Here is a 22,091-nt window from a genome sequence, read left to right as displayed (position 1 = left end):
GTCTCCTTGCTGCGTGAAAAAAGGGAAGTGGCAAGCCACTTCCCTTTGGTACTTATTTCGTATTTTCTTTCAGCACCTTAACGGTGTAACGTCCGTCTGCCTGACGATAGGCGCCGTGGATATCGGTTTCGAAGCCCGGATAGTGAGCGCCGATTTCGCACAGCATTTGCAGGAATTCCAGTACCGGACGGCTTTCCTCGGTGATCATTTCACCAGGCATCACCAGCGGCACTCCCGGAGGGTAAGGAAGGATCATGTTGGCGTTGACGCGTCCAACCATCTCTTCAAGATACACCTCTTCCGTTTCGCCATGCAGCTCTTTCTGGAACGCAGTATACGGCGTCATCACCATTTTCGGCAGCACTTCAAACGCACGGTACATTAAGTCCGGCAGATTATGATGTTCGACCAGTTTATGAATATTCTGCGCCAGTTCCTGGATGCGCATATTTTCATAAAACTCAGGCGCTTCGCGGTACAGTGCAGGCAGAATGTTTTTGACGCGCAGGTTCAGGTCAAAGGCGCGTTTAAATTCAGTGAGCGCGCGCAGCAGGCTCAGAGCTTTGGTTTTGTCGATACCAATGCTGAACAGGAACAGCAGGTTGTATGGACCGGTTTTTTCTACGATGATGCCGCGTTCATCGAGATATTTGGCGACCAGACTTGCCGGAATACCGAATTCATCCATCGTACCGTCTTTCTTCATCCCCGGCGTCAGGATAGTGACTTTGATCGGGTCGAGGTACATGTGTTCGTTATCGATATTTTTGAAGCCATGCCATGCGCTATCTGAACGCAGCGGCCAGCACTCAGCTCCATCGATATGTTCCGGCTGCCATACGTCAAAGAACCAGCCGTCAGATTCGCTTTTCAGGCGTTTAATTTCTTTACGGAATTTAATCGCACGTTCAATAGAGCCGTTAATCAGGCGTTTACCCGCATTACCTTTCATCATCGCCGCTGCGGTTTCAGTAGACGCTACGATACCGTAGTGCGGAGAAGTGGTGGTATGCATCATGTAGGCTTCGTTAAAGGTTTCTTCGTTAATGTCGCCTTTAACATGAATCATGGATGCCTGTGAAAACGCCGCCAGCAGTTTATGCGTGGACTGGGTTTCATAAATGATTTTGCCTTCTACACGGTCGCCGCTCATACCGCATTTACCCTGATAAATAGGGGAGAAATTGGTATAAGGCACCCAGGCGGAGTCAAAATGAATGGACTTCACATCCAGAGTTTTCTTGATGTAGTCAGTGTTATACAACAGACCGTCATAGGTTGAGTTAGTAATAACAGCGTGGACCGGCCAGGTTGCGTTAGGCGTCTCTTTTACCCGTTTAGCGATAGTGGCGTGCTGGAACTCGCTTTGCGGGATACCGCCAAGAATACCGTAGGCGTTACGGGTTGGGCGGAAATAAATCGGCGTAATGTCGCTCATCATCATCAGATGGGTCAGCGATTTATGGCAGTTACGGTCAATCAGTACCGTGCTGCCTGCCGGCGCGGAGTACATACCGACGATTTTGTTCGCCGTAGAGGTGCCGTTCGTCACCATGTAGCTACGTTCGGCGTTAAAGACGCGGGCGATATACTCTTCCGCTTCTTTATGCGGGCCGGAGTGGTCCAGCAGCGAACCCAGTTCGGAAACGGAAATCGAAATATCGGATTTCATCGTGTTCGGGCCGAAGAAATCATAAAAGATGCTGCCGACGGGGCTTTTCTGGAAAGCGGTCCCGCCCATGTGGCCAGGCGTACAGAAAGTATATTTCCCTTCGCGCACATATTTGAACAGTGCTTTTGTCAGCGGCGGCAGAATATTGTCGATGTATTCATCGGTATTCTGGCGAATTTTCGCCGCGATATCGGCTGCGGCGCCTAAAGCATATTCAAAGAAGCGAACCTGCATTCTCAGATCGTTGAGGCTGACGTCCAGCGTAGAGTAGCTGTTGGCGAAGGCGTACAGCGGCATATACTCGTTCAGCTTGCTAATCTCTTCGCAAAGCTCAAGGTTATATTTATCCCAGTCGAAAATGACGCCGCAAAGGCGGGAGTTATTTTCAATCAGCTTCAGCAGGTCTTCTCGGTCGTTTGGATAGACGATACGGAAATTTAAACCTTCCAGTGCACGATGCAGTTCACGAATAGGCTCTTCTTTAAAGTAGACGCCCATGTGGTTCATGATAGCAATAACGTTCATAGTCTTGTTCCTGGTAAAGTGGGCCCCTCCCGCTACGCTATAGCAGGTGACGAAAGGGGCTTTGAGAAAAAGGAGTTAGCGGTTAAAGCGCTTCAGCCGTATTGTTGTCGCTGTCGTTGTTCTGGCGCTGGTGCATTTTGCGACCGTAGAACATCAGGATGATCAGACTGACGATAAAGGTGCCGGAGAGTTCGAAGGAGCTGGCGCCCATCAGTGCGATGAAGCAAAATGCGCAGCCCAGTACAGAACAAATCAGGCTTACCGAGTTACGGATGTTGAACCCTTCGAAGCGAATCAGGTCAACACAGGAGTAGAAGTACGGCAGCATGGTAAGCAGTACGGCAATCCCGGTCAGTTCGCCGAACAGGTCGGACGCTTTACCGCCGCTGGAGTTCATGATGGTGATCAGAATCATCAGCGCCGTCATTTTCACCGCAGCCAACAGCAGACCTTTTTTCGGAATACCGTTTTTATCCATTTCACCGTAAATTTTCGGGAAGTTGCCGTCGTTGGCGGCGCGAACCCCAGCCTGGCCGACCAGCATCATCCAGGAGCCCAGAGACGTCAGGCAGGCGAAAGCGGTAAAGGCGGAAACCAGCGGCGCAGCCCAGCCACCCAGAATCGTGGAGGTACTGATAGCGAACGGTGCGCCGGAAGAGGCCATAACGGAAGCTGGGAACATCCCGGCGATAACCTGAGTCGCGGCGATATAGATGATGCCTGCCAGCGCGGTACCCAGCATGGTTGCCAGCGGTACGGTGCGTTTCGGGTTTTTCACCATGCCGGTGCTGACGGCGGCAGACTCAACGCCAACGAACGCCCACAGGCAGAGCAGAATACTTTTAACAATGGCGTGAGAGTCGGTCGTCGTGGACGTGTTCCAGTTCGCGTGATAGGTCGCGATATCGAACCAATGCCAGCCGGCGACTGCGGTCAAGACTACCGGGATCAGCACCAGAAACAGGCCAATCGTTGTTAAGCGGCTGACCCAGGCCCCGCCCAGCATATTAATAAAGGTGAACAGCCAGACGATAGCAATACAGGCAATACCTGCCGGTATTGGATTATTTAATGCCGGGAAGAATGTAGAAAGATAAGAAACAGCGGTAATACCGATGGCTAAGTTACCAATCCAGTTTGCGTGATAATAAAGAACGCCGGTCTGGAAACCAAACGCCGGAGATATTTCCCCAGCATAAGCGATAGGGCCACCCTGTTGAGGGTTTTTGGTTGCCAGCCTCGCATAAACATAAGCCAGCGACATTGCCCCAATAATAGAAATTACCCAGCCCCAGATGGCAATGCCACCAATACTGGCAAGGTTGGCGGGTAATAATGCAATCCCGCTCCCCATCATATTACCGGCAACGACGCCAGTACAGGCAAATAGCCCGATCTTTTTGACAGAACTCATGTTCATTTCTCCTGAGCTGTATTTTTAAGAACCGGGCTTATGCTTCATATATGCTGCGTGCCCGTTCAACTGTCGACAAGATTAACGAATGAGTTGAGATAAGTCCTAAAGAAAAAGTGAAATAAACACAAACATGAAAAAACTGATAGATTGATTTTTTTGAATTAACATATAAATATCATGAAAAATATCATGAAAGGATAAACATCGTTTAATTACAAAGAGTTATATTTACATATCTTTGCGATGAATATGTTGCCAAAATTAACATAAGCTATTTTTGGCAACATGTTTTTCACAAAATAAAAGCGAAAAATTTAATATCTTTTCGCTTTTATTTGTCATGGTTCAGCGTTAAATTTAATCTTCTGCCAGAAAACTATTCAGATAAGGGACAATTTTCTGAACGGATGTCTGAAATACGCCGTTCTCGATCCAGTACAGCGTGTTTTCACCTGGACGTAAATTAAAGGCGGTCAGATAGGCATCAGCGGCCAGACGATTCTCACCTTTCATTTCGTAAACTTTCCCCAACAGGACATAGTTAAACCACGACATTTCAAGCTCGATGCTTTTATTGATTTCCTCATACGCTGCATCGATATCACCTTTGCCCAAAAGATCAACGGTCTTGATTTTATAATAAACAGACGTTTTCTCAACGCCCGGAATTTGATCTATTTTTTTAAACTCTTCGTTCAGCGCAGCCACTTGTTCTTTATCAAACGGCTGTTGTGATTGCCGTAATACATCTACCAGCACTTTATATTCATAGGCATAGTTGAAATCAGGCGTTTCCTTAATAATGCCATTCAGAATATCGCTGGCTTTACTTAGCGCCTGCGCATCGCCGCTCAGAATAAGCTGGCGCGCCTCATAAAAACGCATCAGCGCGGTATTTTGCGGCGTTCTGAACAGGGCCAGTTGTTCTCGCATACGATTAGGCCAGGGCTGTGTTAAAACGAAAGACAGGCTATTAAACAGATCATCCTGGATGGACAACTGGTTAGTATTGGTGACGAAATAACGCTTATCCAGCATGGTTGAACCATCGGCGTTATCAATGAGCACAACAGACATAAAGCACTGCTGCGCCCGATAGTGGCGCTGATTGACAAACTGAATGGTTAACGTCTTACCGGAGCTGCTTGGCTCATTGACCCGGTAATTAGTTTTATCGTGCACCATAAAGGTCGAGTAGGTGTTCAGCAGGTCGGTGATTAAGCCGCCCAGACCGATGGCGTAGGACTCCTGCGAGACCCAGTTATTACAGGAATTGCCGCCTTCAAAACGAACATCTATATCTCGTGGGTTAAGTAATAACCGCGTTTTTGTTACCGCGGCATTATGATCTACCACCGACATCACGATAAACACCACCAGCGTCGCCAGCGAGAGCAGGAACATCACCCACGTCCAGAAAGCGGCGATACGCGGCTTTTTCGCCTTTTTAGTCGGCGTTTGCAAAGAGGCGGGCGGCACAGGCGCAGCGGCAGGAACCCCCTCTGTCGGTTCTGCATTCGTCGCTGCGATCGGCGGCGGCGACGTTGATGAATTATCGATCTCATCGCTATTTTCTTCGCACCAGATAACCGGCGCCGTCAGCTTATAGCCGCGTTTAGGTACGGTAACGATGTATTCAGCATTGCTGTCTCCGCCATCTCTTAATGATTTGCGTAGTTCAGAAATGCTTTGGGTGACAACATGGTTGGTCACGATGGTGCGCATCCAGACATGATCAATAATGTTATCCCGGCTTAACACTTCATCCGGATGATGCGCAAAATACATCAGAAGATCGATCAGCCGTGGTTCAAGAGTAATCTGGCGTCCCTGACGACTGATCTGATTAACAGAAGGTGTAACCAGCCACTCTCCAATGCGTACAACAGGTTGCTGCATAAAAAGATGCCCTAACGAGCTAAGTCAAACGTTAATAATAACACGATTTGCACAGACTTTTTTTATTCCCCTTTTTTGTAAAAGAAAGGCATAAAAAGCAGCGCAATAAGCAGGGGAACGGGGAGGAAAACGGGCGTTCGCCTTAACGATAACGCCCGTTTTTTCAGAGGATTTCTTGCAATTACAGCACCTTATGCGGGCCGAAGCATTCGTAATGAATGTTTTCGTTATTCACGCCAAGGGAAACCAGTTGTTTTGCGGCAAACTGCATAAAGCCTACCGGGCCGCAAAGATAGAACTGCATTGCCGGATCGCTGATTGCGGCTTCCAGTTTGCTTAAATCCATCAGCCCTTCGCTGTCAAAGACGCGTTGGGCGCGATCGGCCTCGGTCGGTTCGCGGTACCAGGTATGGGCAGTGAAACGCGGCAGTGTACGGCCCAGCTCGCTCACTTCGTCGGCAAACGCATGGACGTCGCCGTTCTCCGCCGCGTGGAACCAGTTCACCTGCGCGGTATGCTGTTCTTTCGCCAGCGTATCGAGCATCGCTAACATCGGCGTCTGGCCGACGCCAGCGGAAATCAGCGAAACGGGGGTATCAGCGGCGACATTCATAAAGAAGTCACCTGCCGGCGCAGCCAGATGCACCACATCGCCTACGCTGGCGTGATGGTGTAACCAGTTTGATACCTGGCCGCCGTCTTCACGCTTCACGGCAATACGGTACCCTTTGCCATCGGGTTTACGGGTCAGTGAATATTGGCGGATCTCCTGATGCGCAAAACCTTCCGGCTTCAGCCAGACGCCCAGATACTGCCCGGGACGGTATTCCGCCACCGTACCGCCGTCGACCGGTTCAAACTCAAAGCTGGTGATCAGTGCGCTACGCGGGGTTTTTGCAACGATGCGGAAGGGGCGCGTGCCTTCCCAGCCGCCGTCTTTGCTGGCGTTCTCGTGATAAATCTCGGCTTCCCGATGGATAAAGACGTTAGCCAGTACGCCATAGGCTTTGCCCCACGCGTCCAGCACTTCCTGGCCCGGGTTGAACATTTCGTCCAGCGTCGCCAGCAGATGCGTCCCGACGATGTTGTACTGCTCCGGCTTAATCTGGAAGCTGGTGTGCTTCTGCGCGATTTTTTCTACCGCCGGCAGCAACGCCGGTAAATTTTCGATATTGCTGGCGTAGGCCGCGATAGCATTAAACAGGGCTTCACGCTGATCGCCGTTACGCTGGTTGCTCATATTGAAGATTTCTTTGAGCTCCGGGTTATGCGTAAACATACGGTCGTAGAAGTGGGCGGTCAGTTTCGGTCCTGTTTCAACCAGCAGGGGAATGGTGGCCTTTACTGTAGCGATGGTTTGTGCGTCAAGCATACGTGCTTCCTTTATGTGAAAATCTAATGATGTATATCAAATGCATCTTATAAAAATACCCTTGCATTGTAAATGGATCTTCTCTGCTTTACGTTATGGAGGTAACAACGTGAAAAATCTGCATCACAAAGCTGAAAAGAAATCCGTTGAAATTCGTCAGGCTCTCGTTCAGGAAACCCTTATCTGACGCATAGGTAATCGTTTGCGTAAAAACCTTTGTCAAGACCTGTTATCGAAGAATGATTCGGTTATACTGTTGGCCGAAGTCCCACGGACTGCCTTTTCAGGCACAAATTTTATTGTTAGCTGAGTCAGGAGATGCGGATGTTAAAGCGTGAAATGAACATTGCCGATTATGATGCCGAATTGTGGCAGGCTATGGAGCAGGAAAAAGTACGTCAGGAAGAGCACATCGAACTGATCGCCTCCGAAAACTACACCAGCCCGCGCGTGATGCAGGCGCAGGGGTCTCAGCTGACCAACAAATACGCTGAAGGTTATCCGGGCAAGCGCTACTACGGCGGTTGCGAATACGTTGATGTCGTAGAGCAGCTGGCTATCGACCGCGCGAAAGAACTGTTCGGCGCCGACTACGCTAACGTGCAGCCGCACTCCGGTTCTCAGGCTAACTTCGCTGTTTACACCGCGCTGCTGCAGCCGGGCGATACCGTTCTGGGTATGAACCTGGCGCAGGGCGGCCACCTGACTCACGGCTCCCCGGTTAACTTCTCCGGTAAACTGTACAACATCGTACCTTACGGTATCGATGAGTCCGGTAAAATTGACTATGACGAGATGGCGAAGCTGGCCAAAGAGCACAAGCCGAAGATGATTATCGGTGGCTTCTCTGCCTACTCCGGCGTGGTTGACTGGGCAAAAATGCGTGAAATCGCTGACAGCATCGGCGCATACCTGTTTGTCGACATGGCGCACGTGGCGGGCCTGATTGCCGCAGGCGTTTACCCGAACCCGGTTCCGCACGCTCACGTTGTCACCACCACCACCCACAAAACCCTGGCGGGTCCGCGCGGCGGCCTGATCCTGGCGAAGGGCGGCGATGAAGAGCTGTACAAAAAACTGAACTCCGCCGTCTTCCCAAGCGCGCAGGGCGGCCCGCTGATGCACGTGATCGCGGGTAAAGCGGTAGCGCTGAAAGAAGCGATGGAGCCGGAGTTCAAAGTTTACCAGCAGCAGGTGGCGAAAAACGCCAAAGCGATGGTGGAAGTGTTCCTGAACCGCGGCTACAAAGTGGTGTCTGGCGGCACTGAGAACCACCTGTTCCTGCTGGACCTGGTGGATAAAAACCTGACCGGTAAAGAAGCTGACGCCGCGCTGGGCCGTGCTAACATCACGGTGAACAAAAACAGCGTGCCGAACGATCCTAAGAGCCCGTTCGTGACCTCCGGTATCCGTATTGGTTCTCCGGCGGTTACTCGTCGCGGCTTCAAAGAAGCGGAAGTGAAAGAGCTGGCTGGCTGGATGTGTGACGTGCTGGACAACATCAATGATGAAGCCACCATTGAACGCGTGAAAGCGAAAGTACTGGATATCTGCGCCCGCTTCCCGGTTTACGCGTAAGCGCTTATGTTGTGAAAATGGCCCGATGGCGCTGCGTCTGTCGGGCATTACTTATACGCCATAACGTGACGCCGCCGGAAGTCACTATCCGGCGGCGCTGCCGTTTGAACTTCTCCCTCCGCTTGTTAATCGTATGTTACCCTTGCCAGCGCAACCGTTTACCGCCAGACTATCGCCTCCAAACGGGAGGGAATCATGGCATTGCATTCCACGCGCTGGCTGGCGCTCAGTTATTTCACCTACTTCTTTAGTTACGGTATTTTTCTGCCCTTCTGGAGCGTCTGGCTCAAAGGTCTTGGGCTAACGCCGGAAACCATCGGTCTTCTGCTGGGCGTGGGTCTGGTCGCGCGTTTTCTCGGTAGTCTGCTCATTGCGCCTCGCGTAAGCGATCCTTCGCGGTTGATCTCCGCGCTGCGCGTACTGGCATTGCTGACGCTGGTATTTGCGCTGGCATTTTGGGCAGGAACGCATGTCGTGTGGCTAATGGTGGTGATGGTTGGGTTTAACCTCTTCTTTTCACCACTGGTGCCGCTGACCGATGCGCTGGCTAATACCTGGCAAAAGCAAATTACCCTGGACTATGGTCGGGTGCGGCTGTGGGGGTCCATCGCCTTCGTGATAGGGTCGGCGCTGACCGGTAAGCTGGTGAGTTTATACGATTACCAGGCGATTCTGGCGCTATTGACGCTCGGCGTCGCCTCGATGTTGCTGGGTATGTTGTTACGTCCCAGCGTGCCGCCGCAAGGGGAAAGCCGTCAGCAGGAGAGCGCAGGCTGGCCCGCCTGGCGTACGCTGGTGGCACAAAGTTGGCGTTTTCTCGCCTGCGTCTGTTTGCTGCAAGGGGCGCACGCCGCCTACTACGGTTTTAGCGCCATCTACTGGCAGGGGGCTGGCTATTCAGCATCGGCGGTCGGCTATTTATGGTCGTTGGGCGTGGTGGCGGAAGTGATCATTTTCGCACTGAGTAAAAAGCTATTCCGCCGGTTTAGCGCCCGCGACTTGCTGTTGCTTTCCGCTGTGTGCGGCGTGGTACGCTGGGGACTGATGGGCTGGAGTACGGCGCTGCCGTGGCTGATTGTGATACAAATCCTGCACTGTGGCACGTTTACCGTTTGCCATCTGGCCGCCATGCGCTATATCGCTGCGCGTCAGGGAAGCGAGGTGATTCGTTTGCAGGCCGTCTATTCCGCTGTGGCGATGGGCGGCAGTATCGCGATTATGACGGTATTTGCCGGTTTTCTGTATCAACATCTGGGCGGCGGTGTATTCTGGATTATGGCGCTGGTGGCATTGCCCGCTATCTTCCTTCGGCCCAAAGTGGTTGCCGCGTCATGATTCCAGGATCTTGCGGATCTGCTGCTGCTGGTGCTCTGTGAGGGTGCGATCCGCATGAATTAATGGCGGTGAGAAGAGCGGTAGCGGCGTGGCGTAAGGGGTAACAATCAGCGCTACGCCGCGCGGGCATCCCTCTTTTTGAAACGCCTGGAGCGATATCCGTCTGATATTCAGCGGCAACAGGGTCAGTTCACGCAGTTGCTGCTCAATATGCGTCTCCAGCGCATCATTTTTATCCGCTAACAATACGATCTGTCTTTCATGCAAATCGTTATCCTGCATTAGCCAGGCGCCGAAAATCACTGCCACCAGACCCGTCTCTTCCTCGGAAAAGTGGACACCATATTCGGCTTCAAATCCGGCGAGCGCCTCACGTGTGGTGCGAACCAGACGCGGATAAAGACGGTTGAACTCTTCCGGAAGCGTATTATCGATGCCAATCGTGAATAAACTTCGGTTCAGCGCCTGGGCGAGATGGACATACAGCTGATCGTTAAGCCCTTGTTCGTCGCTGAAGCGTACGTTCCCTTTTTCTCGAAAGCGCAGCACCAGCCGCGCCACCTCCAGTCGCAGTTGCTGCGCCCGTTGATGCGTGTCGCGAATCGGGTCGGGGAGGCGAATCATTGAAAACAGTAACGCCATAAACAGCGCTTCATTGAGCGGTGCGGCCTGCATCACGTGGCGCTGCCAGTGACGACCAATTTCCTGGGCGAGTGGATATTCCGCGCACGACTGCGCCCAAATCTGCTGTACAGGGTTGAACTCCGGGGTGATGCCGGCATGGTGTTGTAGCAGACAATACTGTAAAAAGAGACGCAGGAACTGCACGTCGCGATGTTCAAATGGTTTTTGCAACCGGCGGGCGCACAGATTTATGAGCGCGTGCAGATTAATATCGTCATACAGCGGACGCGCGATAGCGCGCTGTTTTAGCGCGTTTTTTAAGGCCGGGGTAAACTGTTGCGTGACGAAGGTCGGGCATAAACGCAGGCCGCGCCTGAGCCAGTGTAAAAGGCAAAGGCGCTGATCGAGTGCTGTACCTTCGATCCGATAGCAACCGTTCTGGCATGTTGTGATGGCAAGGCGATGATAGCGCTGGATCTCCAGGCTTGTCTCAGTGATATCCTCACGGGCAGTATCATCATCAACGCCATTAAGCGCGCTGAAGATTTCCACCGTGGCAATTGGCTCCGGCTGGAAAAGCGTCAGCAATACCTGACAGCGGCGCTGGGGAGCGGAAAGTACAGATGGTGGGGCAATTGTCGGCATCATCTGTCAGGTCTCCCGTTAGTTTGTCTGGTAAGGATAGCTAAAGTTTGCGCGTGAAAAATGTGATAAGCGTGCTTTTAGGCCAGGAATGCTGAGGAGCGTCACAGAATTTTTATCGCGAGGAACAGATGAAGTCAGTGAAACGCAGCGCCTTAACACTATTTCTTGCCGTTTTATCTTTCGTGGCGGCGGCGCATCCGCACAGCTTCATCCGTCTGCAAACGCAGGTGGTCAGTGAAAATGAGCAGTTTGTGGCGTTAAAAATGCGCTGGACAATGGACGCGCTGACGTCCGCAGATCTGCTGTATGACGCCGGAAACGCGGCACCGGGGTCAGAAATATGGAAAAAGTTGGCGGCGGAAGTGATGGCTAACGTACTTGGGCAGCACTACTTTACAGAAGTGTGGCGCAATGGCGCGAAAGTGAAGTTTAAAAACAGGCCGACAGAATACGGTATGACGCGTGACGTGCATCAGGCGGTATTGACCTTTACGCTACCGCTGGCTGAACCGCAGCCGTTAAGCGGACAGACTTATACCTTTTCAACGTTTGATCCCTCTTATTATGTCGATATGCATTATGACCAGGACAGCGATATCACGATGCCGGAACCGCTGCGCGAAAAGTGTCGGATTCAGGTTTATACTCCTGCGCCCGGCGAAGAGACGCTACGTTTCGCCCAGTCGCTGGATAAAGAGGACGCGCCGCCGGAGGATATGGATTTAGGTAAACAGTTTGCCCAAACGGTGACCTTGCAATGTCAGTAATTTTTTCTCAACGCGCTCCGGGGCGACGCTGGCTCTCGCTGTGGCCACTGGCGTTATTCCTGCTGCTGATGCTGGTTGGCGGTCTGTGGATATGGCAGGCCTGGCCGCAGGTGATGTTGAAAAGCGCTCTTTGGCAGCGGGACGTGAATCAGCAGTTGAGCGCGCTGCTTAACGCGGTGGCGACGCATCCTGAACGAGCGGGCGGATCGTTGCTTCTGCTGAGTTTTATGTATGGCGTGCTTCATGCGCTGGGGCCGGGACACGGCAAAGTGGTGATCGCGACATGGCTGGCGACGCATCCTTCGAAGCTGAAATCGAGTATCGTGTTAACCCTCGCCGCCGCGTTATTACAGGGGTTCGTGGCTATCGGGTTGGTGGTGGGCGTGCTGACCGTATTGCAACTTCCGGCCAGGCAGCTCCATCTGAGCGGTTTCTGGCTGGAAAAGGGGAGCTATGCGTTAGTTGGCGGGCTGGGCATCTTGCTGTGCTGGCGGGCCATAAAAAGGTTACGCGCGCTGCTACGTAAACCTGCCTTTATCGCTTTTACGCCGCGCCATGTTCACCATGAAAAATGCGGCTGCGGACATCAGCATCTACCGACGCAGGAACAATTGCATAGCGGCGATGACTGGCGCGCGCGACTCATGATCGTACTGTCTATGGGGATGCGGCCCTGTTCCGGCGCGATAATGGTGCTGTTATTCAGTAAAGTGATTGGCGTTTTTAGCTGGGGAATGGCGTCGGTACTGGCAATGGCGGCGGGAACCTCGCTAACGATTACCTCGCTGGCGCTGCTGGTACACACTTTTCGTGCTCTGGCGGTGAAACTCAGTGGAAACAAAGCGCCGGCGTTATGGCGGCAGGTAGGCTGGTCAACGCTGGCGCTGGCCGGAGGGGGGATACTGCTTGTTGCGGCGTTGGTCATGTGGTTTAGCGTGCCGCAGCCTGTGGGCGGGCTGCGGCCATGGCGTGGTTGATTAGTGCCCGGCGGGTTTGAGATGCATCCGCGCGACGGATTCGTCTTCGGCCCAGTAAATGCGTTCGGCGACCATCGCTTCCGGATTGAGCTGAACGCCGCGCAGTACCCGTTCTTTAAAACGCAGGTAGCCGCCTTTGTCGATCAGATGGCCCATATGTAGATAGATCGGTTTTCCGCCGAGCATCTCTTTTTCAAATTCATACAGGTTAACGATCACCTGCTTTATCACATCTTCAGTCACCCAGTTGAGGAAGAGCTTGCCGACGCGCGGCGTCTTTTTACTGGTGCGTCCGCCCAGACGGACTTGCCAGAGCTGATCCGGCTTACGTTGCCAGGCCAGCGTCGGACAGGCCAGCACGCACTCGCCGCAGCCGATACAGGCGGACTCTTCTTTGACCGCTTTGCCGTTCTTCAGCGCCAGGCAGCCTACCGCGTGGTGACTACAGGCCTTCACGCAGGCGCCGCAACCGATACAGCGATCGGCAGTGAAGCGCATTTTCGCCACGCCAATAATTCCCAGATCGGCCATTGACGCCTTCGCGCAATCATTCGGGCAGCCAACGATGACCGTTTTGAGATGATAAGGGCTGGGATAGACCAGTTTTTCAAGACGACGGGACAGACCGGTCGTGTCAGTGTTGGCTTTCTGGCAAATGCGGTTCCCCTGACAGGCGACAATATTTCGCCCGCCAATAGCGAGATAGCCCGCTTTGGTATCCTCAACCTGGACGTCGCACAGTTCTATTTCAATCTCGCGAAGAAACGGCTCCAGCGCGGCGTTCACGTTGTCGATATCTTCGTAACGGATACCCGGCATCGCCAGCTTCTGGCGGGTAGTGAGGTGAATTTGTCCGTTGCCCCAGGTTTCGGCGATGTCACGCGCCACCGTTAGCAAATGCGCGGGCAAAATACCGCCGGGAATGCGGACGCTGATCATGGCTTCGCCGCGCACTTTTGACAGGCGATATTCGTTTTTCGCACGGGCTTTAATGATATCAATATCAATGCTCATGATGTTCTCCTTAATCGGCAAAACGTTGCGCGACGGCGTAGTTAAATATCGGGCCGTCGGTGCAGACATACACTTCGCCCATACGGCAGTGGCCGCACTTCCCGACGGAGCAGGCCATCCGGCGTTCGTAGTCCACCCAGATTTGCTCCGGCTTGAGCCCTTTTTGCAGCAGCATTTTTACGGTAAAGGTAATCATTATTGGCGGCCCAACGACGATGGCCTGCATGGTGTCGATATCGCTAAGCGTCATGTCGGCAAGCCGATCGGTCACCCGGCCAATCTGGTAACGGTCATCAGCCTCGCCTTCATCCAGCGTGAGCACCAGATTATGTTTGCCGCGCCACGTCGCCATTTCTTCTTTGTACAGCACGCAATCGCGATTTTTATAGCCGAGAATCATATCCAGTTGACCAATTTCCTGGGGATTCTCAACGAAATAGCGCATTAAGCCTTTCACCGGCGCGACGCCCGTGCCGCCTGCGACAACCAGTAAGGGTTTATGGCGCAGCGTATCGACCGGATAGCCATTGCCATAGCAGCCGCGTAGCCATACGTTGTCGCCTTCTTTCAGCGTAAAGAGGGCGCTGGTCACTTTTCCGACATTACGAATCAGCAGATCTATCCAGCCGTCGCCATAGTCGGAAACGGAGATGGGCGCTTCGCCGACGCGCGGCAGCGACACCTCAACAAATTGCCCCCAGTGCGCGGGAAAATCGACGGCCACGCGGAAATTCCACTCCAGCGGCGTGTGGCGAGTAATACTGAGGATGCGGTACGCCGCAGGCAGCAAACTGTGCTGCGGTTTATCATGACAGGAACAATATGACATGCGTTATGCCTCCTCTGCCAGCGCCTGCCGAACGGCAGCGGTCATTTTGTTGATAATCAAAGAAAATTTGATGTATTGCGGGCAGCGATCGTCGCAGCGGCCGCAGCCGACGCACATATGTTCAATACCGTTGCGCGCTTTGTAGTCATTGACCTTATGCAGGGCGCGGTAGCGCAGACGCTCGCTGGGTTTTTCGCGAAAACCATGACCGCCGGCCATGTCGCTAAAGCCCGGCACCATGCAGCTTGCCCACTGGCGGCGGCGTTCGCCGCGCTGCGGATTTTCATCATAGGCGACGTCAAAGACGCTATAGCAGGTACAGGTTGGGCACCCGGTAGTGCAGCGGCCACAACTGATGCAGCGGCTGTCGTAGGCGTCCCATAGCGGGTGGCGGGTGAGAATGTCGCGAATTTTTTGCGGATCGCGGCAAACGCTGTCCGGCGTGACGACGGTTTCCCGGTTTTCGCTGACGAAAGAGGGGGTATAGTCAGCCTCTTGCCCCAGCCCTTGTATCGCCGCCTCGATAAAGGGATCGCGGATGCTGACAAGCGCGCCCTCATCGCTAAAACGCATGGCGGCGCTATAACAGTCAGTTTTATTGGTACCCATTGAGACGCAGAAACAATTTTCGAAGCTTTCTTCACACTCAATAAGGACGAAACGAATATGCTCCCGTAGCAGTTGATAACTGTAATCGGAATTATTCCCATTTGATAAATACATATAATCCAGCCGCGACATGGCGTTAATGTCGCAGGCGCGGGCAAAGATGATTATCGGGGAAGTGTCTGTCTCGGCAATTTGAATGGTGTCTTTATCGAAATAAAAGAGCGTTTCGGTGATAGGGGCGATAATGGTATTCGGCGACATGTGCGATTTCTCGTGCCAGATGAGATCGCGCCAGCCGCTAATCCGTTGATAAATAATGTTGTCAGTGTCGGAAAAACGTCCGCCGCGAAACTCTGCGGACGGGGCAAACACGCGCCATTTTTTGTTTAATCGCTGGATAAGCAAACTAAACTCGTCAGGCGTAATTTTGATAGCCATCACATACTCCACAGTAATATTCAGGAAAAACAAATGAAAATAAATTGTTATAAAAATCAGTTGAATATTACTGTTACGCTAGCGCTAATCCACCGCCTTCGCTAACGGGAAAAAATGGTTTTTACTATCGGTATAATAAATATATTCTTAATCATAAAATATGCATATATACAGCGTCGCGCTATTTAGCGGATAGCGCGGTCTGAATAAATTTAATCATTGCATCACGGTAAAGGTTTGCATAACGTCCGGAAAAAGCATCAATGTGATCGCCGTCAGGAATGAAGATTTTTTGTTTGGGCTCCCGGGCGAGGGCATACAATTTCTCACTGTCCTGCCAGGGAATAACATGGTCTGCCGTGCCATGAAGAATCAATACCGGAATGGGGCTGACGCTGGCGATATTGCGATCCGCGCTATAGCGGTCATCAAGCAAATAGCCGCTGCCCGGGATCATCTGGTTGGCGATGGAGGAATAGGATAAAAACGTTGAGTCGAGGATAATCGCACGTATGCCCGCCTGGTCGGCGTAGCGCATATTTGCGCAGCCTACGCAGTGGCCTACGGCGGCCAGTACATTATTGCCGCCCAGGCTCTGCCCCAGCAGTATCAGGCGCTCGGGGTTAACGTCGGCGCGATGCCGCACATAATCTATCGCGCTTTTCGTATCATCCAGTAGCCCTTCTTGTGATGGAGTGCCCTCCGATTCGCCAAAACCACGGTAATCAAACATAAACAGGTTTACGTTGCGTTCTGGCAGCCAACTGACTAACGGCCAGTGCGCCGACATATTTCCGGCGTTGCCATGGATATGAATCACCGTCGCGACGGCGTTTTCCGGCCTGCCGAAAGCAGTGGGAATAAACCAGCCGTGCAGATGCGTGCCATCTTTGGCGGTAAAGGTAATGGATTCAGCTTCGGCAGGGGTTGGCCCATAGACTTTATTGTCCGGGTAATAAAAGGCATTGATCGCTACGCGGGGTAGCAGATAAATACAGACCACAATGATAAACAGAATAAAAAGGGATTTGACGATGCGTCGGGTATGTTGAAGGGTCATGTTCGCTTCCTTGCCGCTTTATGCCAATAGCGGAGCAGGGAGCGATCGTACAAAAACATGCAGGCAAGTAAAGCGATGAGGCTGTGTTTAGGAAAAACGCCTGAAAAGGCACGGCGGATGAGTGGCCCCATCCGCCGAAGAGACTTAGCGCTTCAGCGCATCGCTCAGTTCGTCGCGCATATTCGCCAGCATGGCTTTAACGACGCGCGGATTCCCCGCCACGATATTACCGGTCATCATGTAGTTATGACCGCCGGTGAAATCGCTGACGATACCGCCCGCTTCACGAACCAGCAGTTCGCCCGCGGCGAAATCCCACGGACGAAGGCCAATTTCAAAGAAACCATCGACACGACCTGCAGCCACATAGGCCAGATCCAGCGCGGCGGAACCGGTACGGCGGAAATCGGCGCATTCGGTGAACAGCTTGCCGATAATATTAATGTAGGTGGTCGCGTATTGTTTGGCTTTGAACGGGAAGCCGGTAGCGAGAATAGTGCCGTCCAGATCGCGCGCGGTACTGCCGCGCAGACGGTAGCCGTTGAGCTGTGCGCCCTGACCGCGGGTGGCGGTGAACAGTTCGTTACGCATCGGATCGTAAACGACAGCCACTTCAGTACGGCCTTTAATGCGTACAGCAATGGAAACAGAGAAGTGTGGCAGACGTTTGATGAAGTTGGTGGTGCCATCCAGCGGATCGATAACCCATTGAACATCCTGATCTGTGCCAACGTGCTCACCGCTTTCTTCGGTGATAATAGTGTGTTGCGGGTAAGATTTGCGAATGGTGTCGATAATCACCGCTTCAGCGGCCTTATCTACGTTGGTCACAAAATCGTTACTGCCTTTTTGGCTCGCTTCTACAGCGTCCGGAGTTTCATAGTTTTTGGCAATTACATTACCCGCCTTGCGCGCTGCGCGCACGGCGATGGTCAGCATCGGATGCATCGGTCTCTCTCACTGGATGTTAAAGAACGGGAAAACGGCGCAGAGTATAGCAGCGAGATCGGAATCTGTCTTGGTTTTATGGTAAGATGTCAGAATAATCTTTAGCTGAAGAAAGACAATGCTGCAAAACATTCGAATTGTGCTGGTGGAAACCTCCCACACCGGCAATATGGGCTCCGTGGCTCGCGCTATGAAAACCATGGGCTTAACTAACCTGTGGCTGGTAAACCCGTTGGTGAAACCGGACTCCCAGGCCATCGCCCTGGCGGCAGGCGCCAGCGATGTGATCGGTAATGCGCAGATCGTCGATACGCTGGATGAAGCGTTGGCTGGCTGTAGCCTGGTGGTCGGCACCAGCGCCCGTTCCCGCACTCTGCCGTGGCCGATGCTTGATCCGCGCGAGTGCGGCTTAAAAAGCGTGGTGGAAGCGGCAAATACGCCGGTTGCGCTGGTTTTTGGTCGTGAGCGTGTCGGGCTGACTAACGATGAGTTGCAAAAATGCCATTATCACGTCGCTATTGCCGCTAACCCGGAGTACAGCTCGTTGAATCTGGCGATGGCGGTACAGGTCATCGCGTATGAAGTCCGCATGGCCTGGCTGGCGACGCAGGAAAACGGCGACGCGGCAGATCATGAAGAGACACCGTATCCGCTGGTGGACGATCTTGAACGTTTTTACGGCCATCTGGAGCAGACGTTGCTCTCCACTGGCTTTATTCGCGAAAACCATCCGGGGCAGGTGATGAATAAATTGCGCCGTCTGTTTACCCGCGCCCGCCCGGAAAGCCAGGAGTTGAATATTCTGCGTGGGATTCTGGCGTCTATTGAGCAGCAGAATAAAGGCAAGTAACCGCGTTAATATCGCACGGAACGCTAAATACCTGACTAATTTACTCAAGTAAATAGTTGACCAAATTACTCGGGAATGTCAGACTTGTCCCTGCTATGCAATACCCCCATTTTACAATAAAAAACCCCGGGCAGGGGCGAGTTTGAGGTTAAGTAAGACATGAGACTGACATCTAAAGGGCGTTATGCCGTGACCGCAATGTTAGACGTTGCGCTCAACTCCGAAGCGGGCCCGGTACCGTTGGCTGATATTTCTGAACGTCAGGGGATTTCCCTTTCTTATCTGGAACAGCTATTTTCCCGTTTACGTAAAAACGGTCTGGTTTCCAGCGTACGCGGGCCGGGCGGCGGTTATCTGCTGGGTAAAGATGCTGGCAGTATCGCGGTCGGCGAAGTGATCAGCGCGGTTGATGAATCCGTTGACGCGACCCGTTGCCAGGGCAAAGGCGGCTGCCAGGGCGGCGATAAATGCCTGACCCATGCGCTGTGGCGTGATTTAAGCGATCGTCTGACCGGTTTTCTCAACAATATTACTTTAGGCGAGCTGGTGAATAACCAGGAAGTTCTGGATGTGTCTGGTCGCCAGCACACGCATGACGCGCCGCGCGCCAGCGGTCGTGCGCAGGACGCTATCGACGTTAAATTACGCGCTTAATTAAAATATTACGCCATCTCTTCTGGCGGCCTCATGCGGTGAATGCCGCGGTCGTCTGAAGGATGAAGCGTAAAAAAGAATTCAGAATCAGGCCGGGACGCGGACGTCCCGTCAACACGGTCGTACATCCAGCCGGTTGCCTGATTCCTTGCATTGAGTGATGTACGGAGTTTAAGAGCAATGAAATTACCGATTTATCTCGACTACTCCGCAACCACGCCGGTGGACCCGCGTGTTGCCGAGAAAATGATGCAGTTTCTGACCCTGGACGGAACCTTTGGGAACCCGGCGTCTCGTTCACACCGTTTCGGCTGGCAGGCTGAAGAAGCCGTCGATATCGCCCGCAACCAGATTGCTGAACTGGTCGGCGCCGACCCGCGTGAAATCGTCTTTACCTCAGGGGCGACGGAGTCCGATAACCTGGCGATTAAAGGCGCTGCCAACTTTTATCAGAAAAAAGGCAAGCACATCATCACCAGCAAGACCGAGCACAAAGCGGTGCTGGACACCTGCCGTCAGCTTGAGCGCGAAGGGTTTGAAGTGACCTACCTGGCGCCGCAGCGCAACGGCATCATCGATCTCAACGAGCTCGAAGCAGCGATGCGTGACGACACCATTCTGGTTTCCATCATGCACGTGAACAACGAAATCGGCGTGGTGCAGGATATCGCGACCATCGGCGAAATGTGCCGCGCGCGCGGTATCATCTACCACGTTGACGCCACCCAGAGCGTGGGCAAACTGCCTATCGACCTGAGCCAACTGAAAGTGGATCTGATGTCCTTCTCCGGTCATAAAATTTATGGTCCGAAAGGCATTGGCGCGCTGTATGTGCGTCGTAAGCCGCGTATTCGCATTGAAGCGCAGATGCATGGCGGCGGGCACGAGCGCGGTATGCGCTCTGGTACTCTGCCTGTCCACCAGATCGTCGGCATGGGCGAAGCTTACCGTATCGCGAAAGAAGAGATGGAGACCGAAATGGCCCGTCTGCGCGGTCTGCGTAACCGTCTGTGGAACGGCATCAAAGATATTGAAGAAGTTTACCTGAACGGCGACCTTGAGCAGGGCGCGCCAAACATTCTCAACGTGAGCTTTAACTACGTTGAAGGCGAGTCGCTGATCATGGCGCTGAAAGACCTGGCGGTCTCTTCCGGTTCCGCCTGCACCTCCGCCAGTCTGGAACCGTCCTACGTGCTGCGCGCGTTGGGCATGAATGACGAACTGGCGCATAGCTCTATCCGTTTCTCTTTAGGTCGTTTTACCACTGAAGAAGAGATCGACTACACCATTGATCTGGTTCGTAAATCCATTGGCCGTCTGCGTGACCTTTCTCCACTGTGGGAAATGTACAAGCAGGGTGTGGATCTGAACAGCATCGAATGGGCACATCATTAATCGGTATCGGAATCAGGAGAATTTATAATGGCTTACAGCGAAAAAGTAATCGATCACTATGAGAACCCGCGTAACGTAGGGTCGTTTGACAACAACGACGATAACGTGGGAAGCGGCATGGTTGGCGCTCCGGCCTGCGGCGACGTTATGAAGTTGCAGATTAAAGTTAACGATGAAGGTATCATTGAAGACGCGCGCTTCAAGACTTACGGCTGCGGTTCCGCTATCGCCTCCAGTTCTCTGGTAACGGAGTGGGTGAAAGGAAAATCCCTGGACGAAGCGCAGGCGATTAAAAACACCGACATTGCAGACGAACTGGAGCTGCCGCCGGTGAAAATTCACTGCTCTATTCTGGCGGAAGACGCGATTAAAGCCGCTATTGCGGATTACAAAAGCAAACGCGAAGCGAAATAAAATAGAACGTTAACATTGAGGTTTTGTTATGTCGATTACACTTAGCGACAGTGCAGCAGCGCGAGTTAATACCTTCCTGGCCAACCGTGGTAAAGGGTTTGGTCTGCGTCTGGGCGTGAGAACCTCCGGCTGCTCAGGTATGGCTTATGTACTGGAATTTGTTGACGAGCCAACGGCGGAAGACACCGTGTTTGAAGACAAAGGCGTTAAGGTAGTGGTTGACGGCAAGAGCCTGCAATTTCTGGACGGTACACAGCTGGACTTCGTAAAAGAAGGTCTGAACGAAGGGTTTAAATTCTCCAACCCGAATGTGAAAGATGAGTGTGGTTGCGGCGAAAGCTTCCACGTGTAACCGTGTTCCGCTGTTATACCGAGCATTCGTGCTGTAGAAAAGCGGCAAGCGAGTGAATCCCCAGGCGCTTACTTGAGTAAATGACTGGGGGAACCCGCGCAGACAACGCATCTGCGGCGCGAAGTAAGAAGGTATAACCCCACCGTGGTCGCCTGCGTGTGGGGTTTGTTCTGACAGGCTATCCCTGAGAATGTTATGGATTACTTCACCCTCTTTGGCTTACCAGCCCGTTATCAGATTGACACCCAGGCGCTGAGCCTTCGTTTTCAGGATCTGCAACGCCAGTATCACCCTGACAAATTTGCCAACGGCACTCAGGCGCAGCAGCTTGCCGCCGTCCAGCAATCCGCCACGATCAACCAGGCCTGGCAAACGCTGCGTCACCCTTTGACGCGCGCGGAGTATCTGCTTTCCTTACACGGGTTCGATCTGGCCAGCGAGCAACATACGGTACGCGACACCGCGTTTCTGATGGAACAACTCACGCTTCGCGAAGAGCTGGACGATATCGAACAATCAAAAGACGACGTGCGGCTGGAAAGCTTCATCAAACGCGTACAAAAGATGTTTGATGCTCGTCTTCAGCAAATGGTGGAACAGTTGGACAACGCCGCGTGGGACGCGGCGGCGGATACGGTGCGCAAACTGCGGTTTCTCGATAAACTGCGAAGCAGCGCAGAACAACTCGAAGAAAAGCTGCTCGATTTTTAACTGGAA

General features: G+C 52.8%; 20 protein-coding genes. 10 read left to right on the top strand and 10 right to left on the bottom strand.

Annotated features, from left to right (window positions below; translation table 11 throughout):
- Nucleotides 1–52 precede the first annotated feature (52 nt).
- From cadA to hmpA, 4 genes are all read right to left on the bottom strand, one after another.
- Complete coding sequence (gene cadA / locus ACLJPQ_RS15040; protein WP_001100652.1) at nt 53–2,197, bottom strand: lysine decarboxylase CadA; 2,145 nt, start codon at nt 2,195–2,197, stop codon at nt 53–55.
- Between the two features lie 82 nt (nt 2,198–2,279).
- A complete protein-coding gene (gene cadB / locus ACLJPQ_RS15035) occupies nt 2,280–3,611 on the bottom strand; it encodes a cadaverine/lysine antiporter (RefSeq protein ID WP_000100008.1) in 1,332 nt (443 codons plus the stop codon).
- 360 nt (nt 3,612–3,971) lie between these two features.
- Nucleotides 3,972–5,513 carry a lysine decarboxylation/transport transcriptional activator CadC gene (cadC, locus tag ACLJPQ_RS15030; RefSeq protein WP_001187135.1) on the bottom strand — a complete coding sequence of 514 codons (1,542 nt, stop codon included), beginning with the start codon at nt 5,511–5,513 and terminating at the stop codon, nt 3,972–3,974.
- A 181-nt stretch (nt 5,514–5,694) separates the two neighbouring features.
- A complete protein-coding gene (hmpA, locus tag ACLJPQ_RS15025) occupies nt 5,695–6,885 on the bottom strand; it encodes an NO-inducible flavohemoprotein (protein WP_000883147.1) in 1,191 nt (396 codons plus the stop codon).
- 324 nt (nt 6,886–7,209) lie between these two features.
- Here hmpA and glyA point away from each other — a divergent pair, with 324 nt between their 5' ends.
- Together glyA and ACLJPQ_RS15015 are read left to right on the top strand one after the other, a co-directional pair.
- Entirely contained in the window at nt 7,210–8,463 is a 1,254-nt protein-coding gene (gene glyA, locus ACLJPQ_RS15020; protein ID WP_000919178.1) for a serine hydroxymethyltransferase, read from the top strand.
- Between the two features lie 195 nt (nt 8,464–8,658).
- Nucleotides 8,659–9,798 (top strand): 3-phenylpropionate MFS transporter, encoded by a 1,140-nt coding sequence (locus ACLJPQ_RS15015; RefSeq protein WP_080184810.1) that lies wholly within the window; start codon nt 8,659–8,661, stop codon nt 9,796–9,798.
- On the opposite strand, the gene csiE is transcribed toward ACLJPQ_RS15015, so the two are convergent.
- Nucleotides 9,793–11,070, bottom strand: a complete 1,278-nt coding sequence (gene csiE / locus ACLJPQ_RS15010) for a stationary phase inducible protein CsiE (protein WP_080184811.1) — start codon at nt 11,068–11,070, stop codon at nt 9,793–9,795. The two genes, ACLJPQ_RS15015 and csiE, sit on opposite strands and share 6 nt — an antisense overlap.
- 125 nt (nt 11,071–11,195) lie before the next feature.
- Between csiE and ACLJPQ_RS15005 the strand changes: the two genes are divergently transcribed.
- Both ACLJPQ_RS15005 and ACLJPQ_RS15000 read left to right on the top strand, forming a co-directional pair.
- Nucleotides 11,196–11,834: a DUF1007 family protein gene (locus ACLJPQ_RS15005; protein ID WP_000843763.1), complete on the top strand. Its 639-nt coding sequence runs from the start codon at nt 11,196–11,198 to the stop codon at nt 11,832–11,834.
- The gene (locus tag ACLJPQ_RS15000) at nt 11,825–12,811 is read left to right on the top strand and encodes a nickel/cobalt transporter (RefSeq protein WP_138010043.1); all 987 of its coding nucleotides are present in this window, start codon (nt 11,825–11,827) and stop codon (nt 12,809–12,811) included. The genes ACLJPQ_RS15005 and ACLJPQ_RS15000 overlap by 10 nt, the downstream gene beginning before the upstream one ends.
- Here the strand turns inward: ACLJPQ_RS15000 and asrC are convergent, their stop codons facing one another.
- From asrC to suhB, 5 genes are all read right to left on the bottom strand, one after another.
- Complete coding sequence (gene asrC / locus ACLJPQ_RS14995; protein WP_000020685.1) at nt 12,812–13,825, bottom strand: sulfite reductase subunit C; 1,014 nt, start codon at nt 13,823–13,825, stop codon at nt 12,812–12,814.
- A 10-nt stretch (nt 13,826–13,835) separates the two neighbouring features.
- On the bottom strand, nt 13,836–14,654 hold the full coding sequence (gene asrB, locus ACLJPQ_RS14990; RefSeq protein ID WP_080184812.1) for an anaerobic sulfite reductase subunit AsrB: 819 nt from the start codon (nt 14,652–14,654) through the stop codon (nt 13,836–13,838).
- 3 nt (nt 14,655–14,657) lie between these two features.
- Nucleotides 14,658–15,701 (bottom strand): anaerobic sulfite reductase subunit AsrA, encoded by a 1,044-nt coding sequence (gene asrA / locus ACLJPQ_RS14985; RefSeq protein ID WP_080184813.1) that lies wholly within the window; start codon nt 15,699–15,701, stop codon nt 14,658–14,660.
- Between the two features lie 181 nt (nt 15,702–15,882).
- Nucleotides 15,883–16,761, bottom strand: coding sequence for an alpha/beta hydrolase (locus tag ACLJPQ_RS14980; protein ID WP_080184814.1), 879 nt, complete (start codon nt 16,759–16,761; stop codon nt 15,883–15,885).
- A 144-nt stretch (nt 16,762–16,905) separates the two neighbouring features.
- Nucleotides 16,906–17,709, bottom strand: a complete 804-nt coding sequence (gene suhB / locus ACLJPQ_RS14975; protein WP_000553473.1) for an inositol-1-monophosphatase — start codon at nt 17,707–17,709, stop codon at nt 16,906–16,908.
- A 118-nt stretch (nt 17,710–17,827) separates the two neighbouring features.
- Between suhB and trmJ the strand changes: the two genes are divergently transcribed.
- The 6 genes from trmJ (at nt 17,828) to hscB (ending at nt 22,085) form a co-directional block, all read left to right on the top strand.
- Entirely contained in the window at nt 17,828–18,559 is a 732-nt protein-coding gene (gene trmJ / locus ACLJPQ_RS14970; RefSeq protein WP_080184815.1) for a tRNA (cytosine(32)/uridine(32)-2'-O)-methyltransferase TrmJ, read from the top strand.
- Nucleotides 18,560–18,718: 159 nt separating this feature from the next.
- A complete protein-coding gene (iscR, locus tag ACLJPQ_RS14965) occupies nt 18,719–19,213 on the top strand; it encodes a Fe-S cluster assembly transcriptional regulator IscR (protein WP_001241346.1) in 495 nt (164 codons plus the stop codon).
- Between the two features lie 180 nt (nt 19,214–19,393).
- Nucleotides 19,394–20,608, top strand: a complete 1,215-nt coding sequence (gene iscS, locus ACLJPQ_RS14960) for a cysteine desulfurase (protein ID WP_000775263.1) — start codon at nt 19,394–19,396, stop codon at nt 20,606–20,608.
- Between the two features lie 27 nt (nt 20,609–20,635).
- Nucleotides 20,636–21,022, top strand: coding sequence for a Fe-S cluster assembly scaffold IscU (gene iscU / locus ACLJPQ_RS14955; RefSeq protein ID WP_000331704.1), 387 nt, complete (start codon nt 20,636–20,638; stop codon nt 21,020–21,022).
- A 28-nt stretch (nt 21,023–21,050) separates the two neighbouring features.
- Entirely contained in the window at nt 21,051–21,374 is a 324-nt protein-coding gene (gene iscA, locus ACLJPQ_RS14950) for an iron-sulfur cluster assembly protein IscA (protein ID WP_000028952.1), read from the top strand.
- Nucleotides 21,375–21,569: 195 nt separating this feature from the next.
- Nucleotides 21,570–22,085, top strand: coding sequence for a co-chaperone HscB (gene hscB, locus ACLJPQ_RS14945; RefSeq protein WP_000384398.1), 516 nt, complete (start codon nt 21,570–21,572; stop codon nt 22,083–22,085).
- The last annotated feature ends 6 nt before the right edge of the window (nt 22,086–22,091 follow it).

Source organism: Salmonella sp. SAL04213 (assembly GCF_046550535.1).
Lineage (GTDB): Bacteria > Pseudomonadota > Gammaproteobacteria > Enterobacterales > Enterobacteriaceae > Salmonella > Salmonella enterica.
Note: the sequence above shows the minus strand (reverse complement) of the source record. Positions and strands in the feature narration are given on the sequence as shown.

Bases quoted from the DNA above. Each gene is read 5' to 3' on its own strand.
- cadA (WP_001100652.1), bottom strand. From the start codon at position 2,197: ATGAACGTTATTGCTATCATGAACCACATGGGCGTCTACTTTAAAGAA.
- cadB (WP_000100008.1), bottom strand. From the start codon at position 3,611: ATGAGTTCTGTCAAAAAGATCGGGCTATTTGCCTGTACTGGCGTCGTT.
- cadC (WP_001187135.1), bottom strand. From the start codon at position 5,513: ATGCAGCAACCTGTTGTACGCATTGGAGAGTGGCTGGTTACACCTTCT.
- hmpA (WP_000883147.1), bottom strand. From the start codon at position 6,885: ATGCTTGACGCACAAACCATCGCTACAGTAAAGGCCACCATTCCCCTG.
- glyA (WP_000919178.1), top strand. From the start codon at position 7,210: ATGTTAAAGCGTGAAATGAACATTGCCGATTATGATGCCGAATTGTGG.
- ACLJPQ_RS15015 (WP_080184810.1), top strand. From the start codon at position 8,659: ATGGCATTGCATTCCACGCGCTGGCTGGCGCTCAGTTATTTCACCTAC.
- csiE (WP_080184811.1), bottom strand. From the start codon at position 11,070: ATGATGCCGACAATTGCCCCACCATCTGTACTTTCCGCTCCCCAGCGC.
- ACLJPQ_RS15005 (WP_000843763.1), top strand. From the start codon at position 11,196: ATGAAGTCAGTGAAACGCAGCGCCTTAACACTATTTCTTGCCGTTTTA.
- ACLJPQ_RS15000 (WP_138010043.1), top strand. From the start codon at position 11,825: ATGTCAGTAATTTTTTCTCAACGCGCTCCGGGGCGACGCTGGCTCTCG.
- asrC (WP_000020685.1), bottom strand. From the start codon at position 13,825: ATGAGCATTGATATTGATATCATTAAAGCCCGTGCGAAAAACGAATAT.
- asrB (WP_080184812.1), bottom strand. From the start codon at position 14,654: ATGTCATATTGTTCCTGTCATGATAAACCGCAGCACAGTTTGCTGCCT.
- asrA (WP_080184813.1), bottom strand. From the start codon at position 15,701: ATGGCTATCAAAATTACGCCTGACGAGTTTAGTTTGCTTATCCAGCGA.
- ACLJPQ_RS14980 (WP_080184814.1), bottom strand. From the start codon at position 16,761: ATGACCCTTCAACATACCCGACGCATCGTCAAATCCCTTTTTATTCTG.
- suhB (WP_000553473.1), bottom strand. From the start codon at position 17,709: ATGCATCCGATGCTGACCATCGCCGTGCGCGCAGCGCGCAAGGCGGGT.
- trmJ (WP_080184815.1), top strand. From the start codon at position 17,828: ATGCTGCAAAACATTCGAATTGTGCTGGTGGAAACCTCCCACACCGGC.
- iscR (WP_001241346.1), top strand. From the start codon at position 18,719: ATGAGACTGACATCTAAAGGGCGTTATGCCGTGACCGCAATGTTAGAC.
- iscS (WP_000775263.1), top strand. From the start codon at position 19,394: ATGAAATTACCGATTTATCTCGACTACTCCGCAACCACGCCGGTGGAC.
- iscU (WP_000331704.1), top strand. From the start codon at position 20,636: ATGGCTTACAGCGAAAAAGTAATCGATCACTATGAGAACCCGCGTAAC.
- iscA (WP_000028952.1), top strand. From the start codon at position 21,051: ATGTCGATTACACTTAGCGACAGTGCAGCAGCGCGAGTTAATACCTTC.
- hscB (WP_000384398.1), top strand. From the start codon at position 21,570: ATGGATTACTTCACCCTCTTTGGCTTACCAGCCCGTTATCAGATTGAC.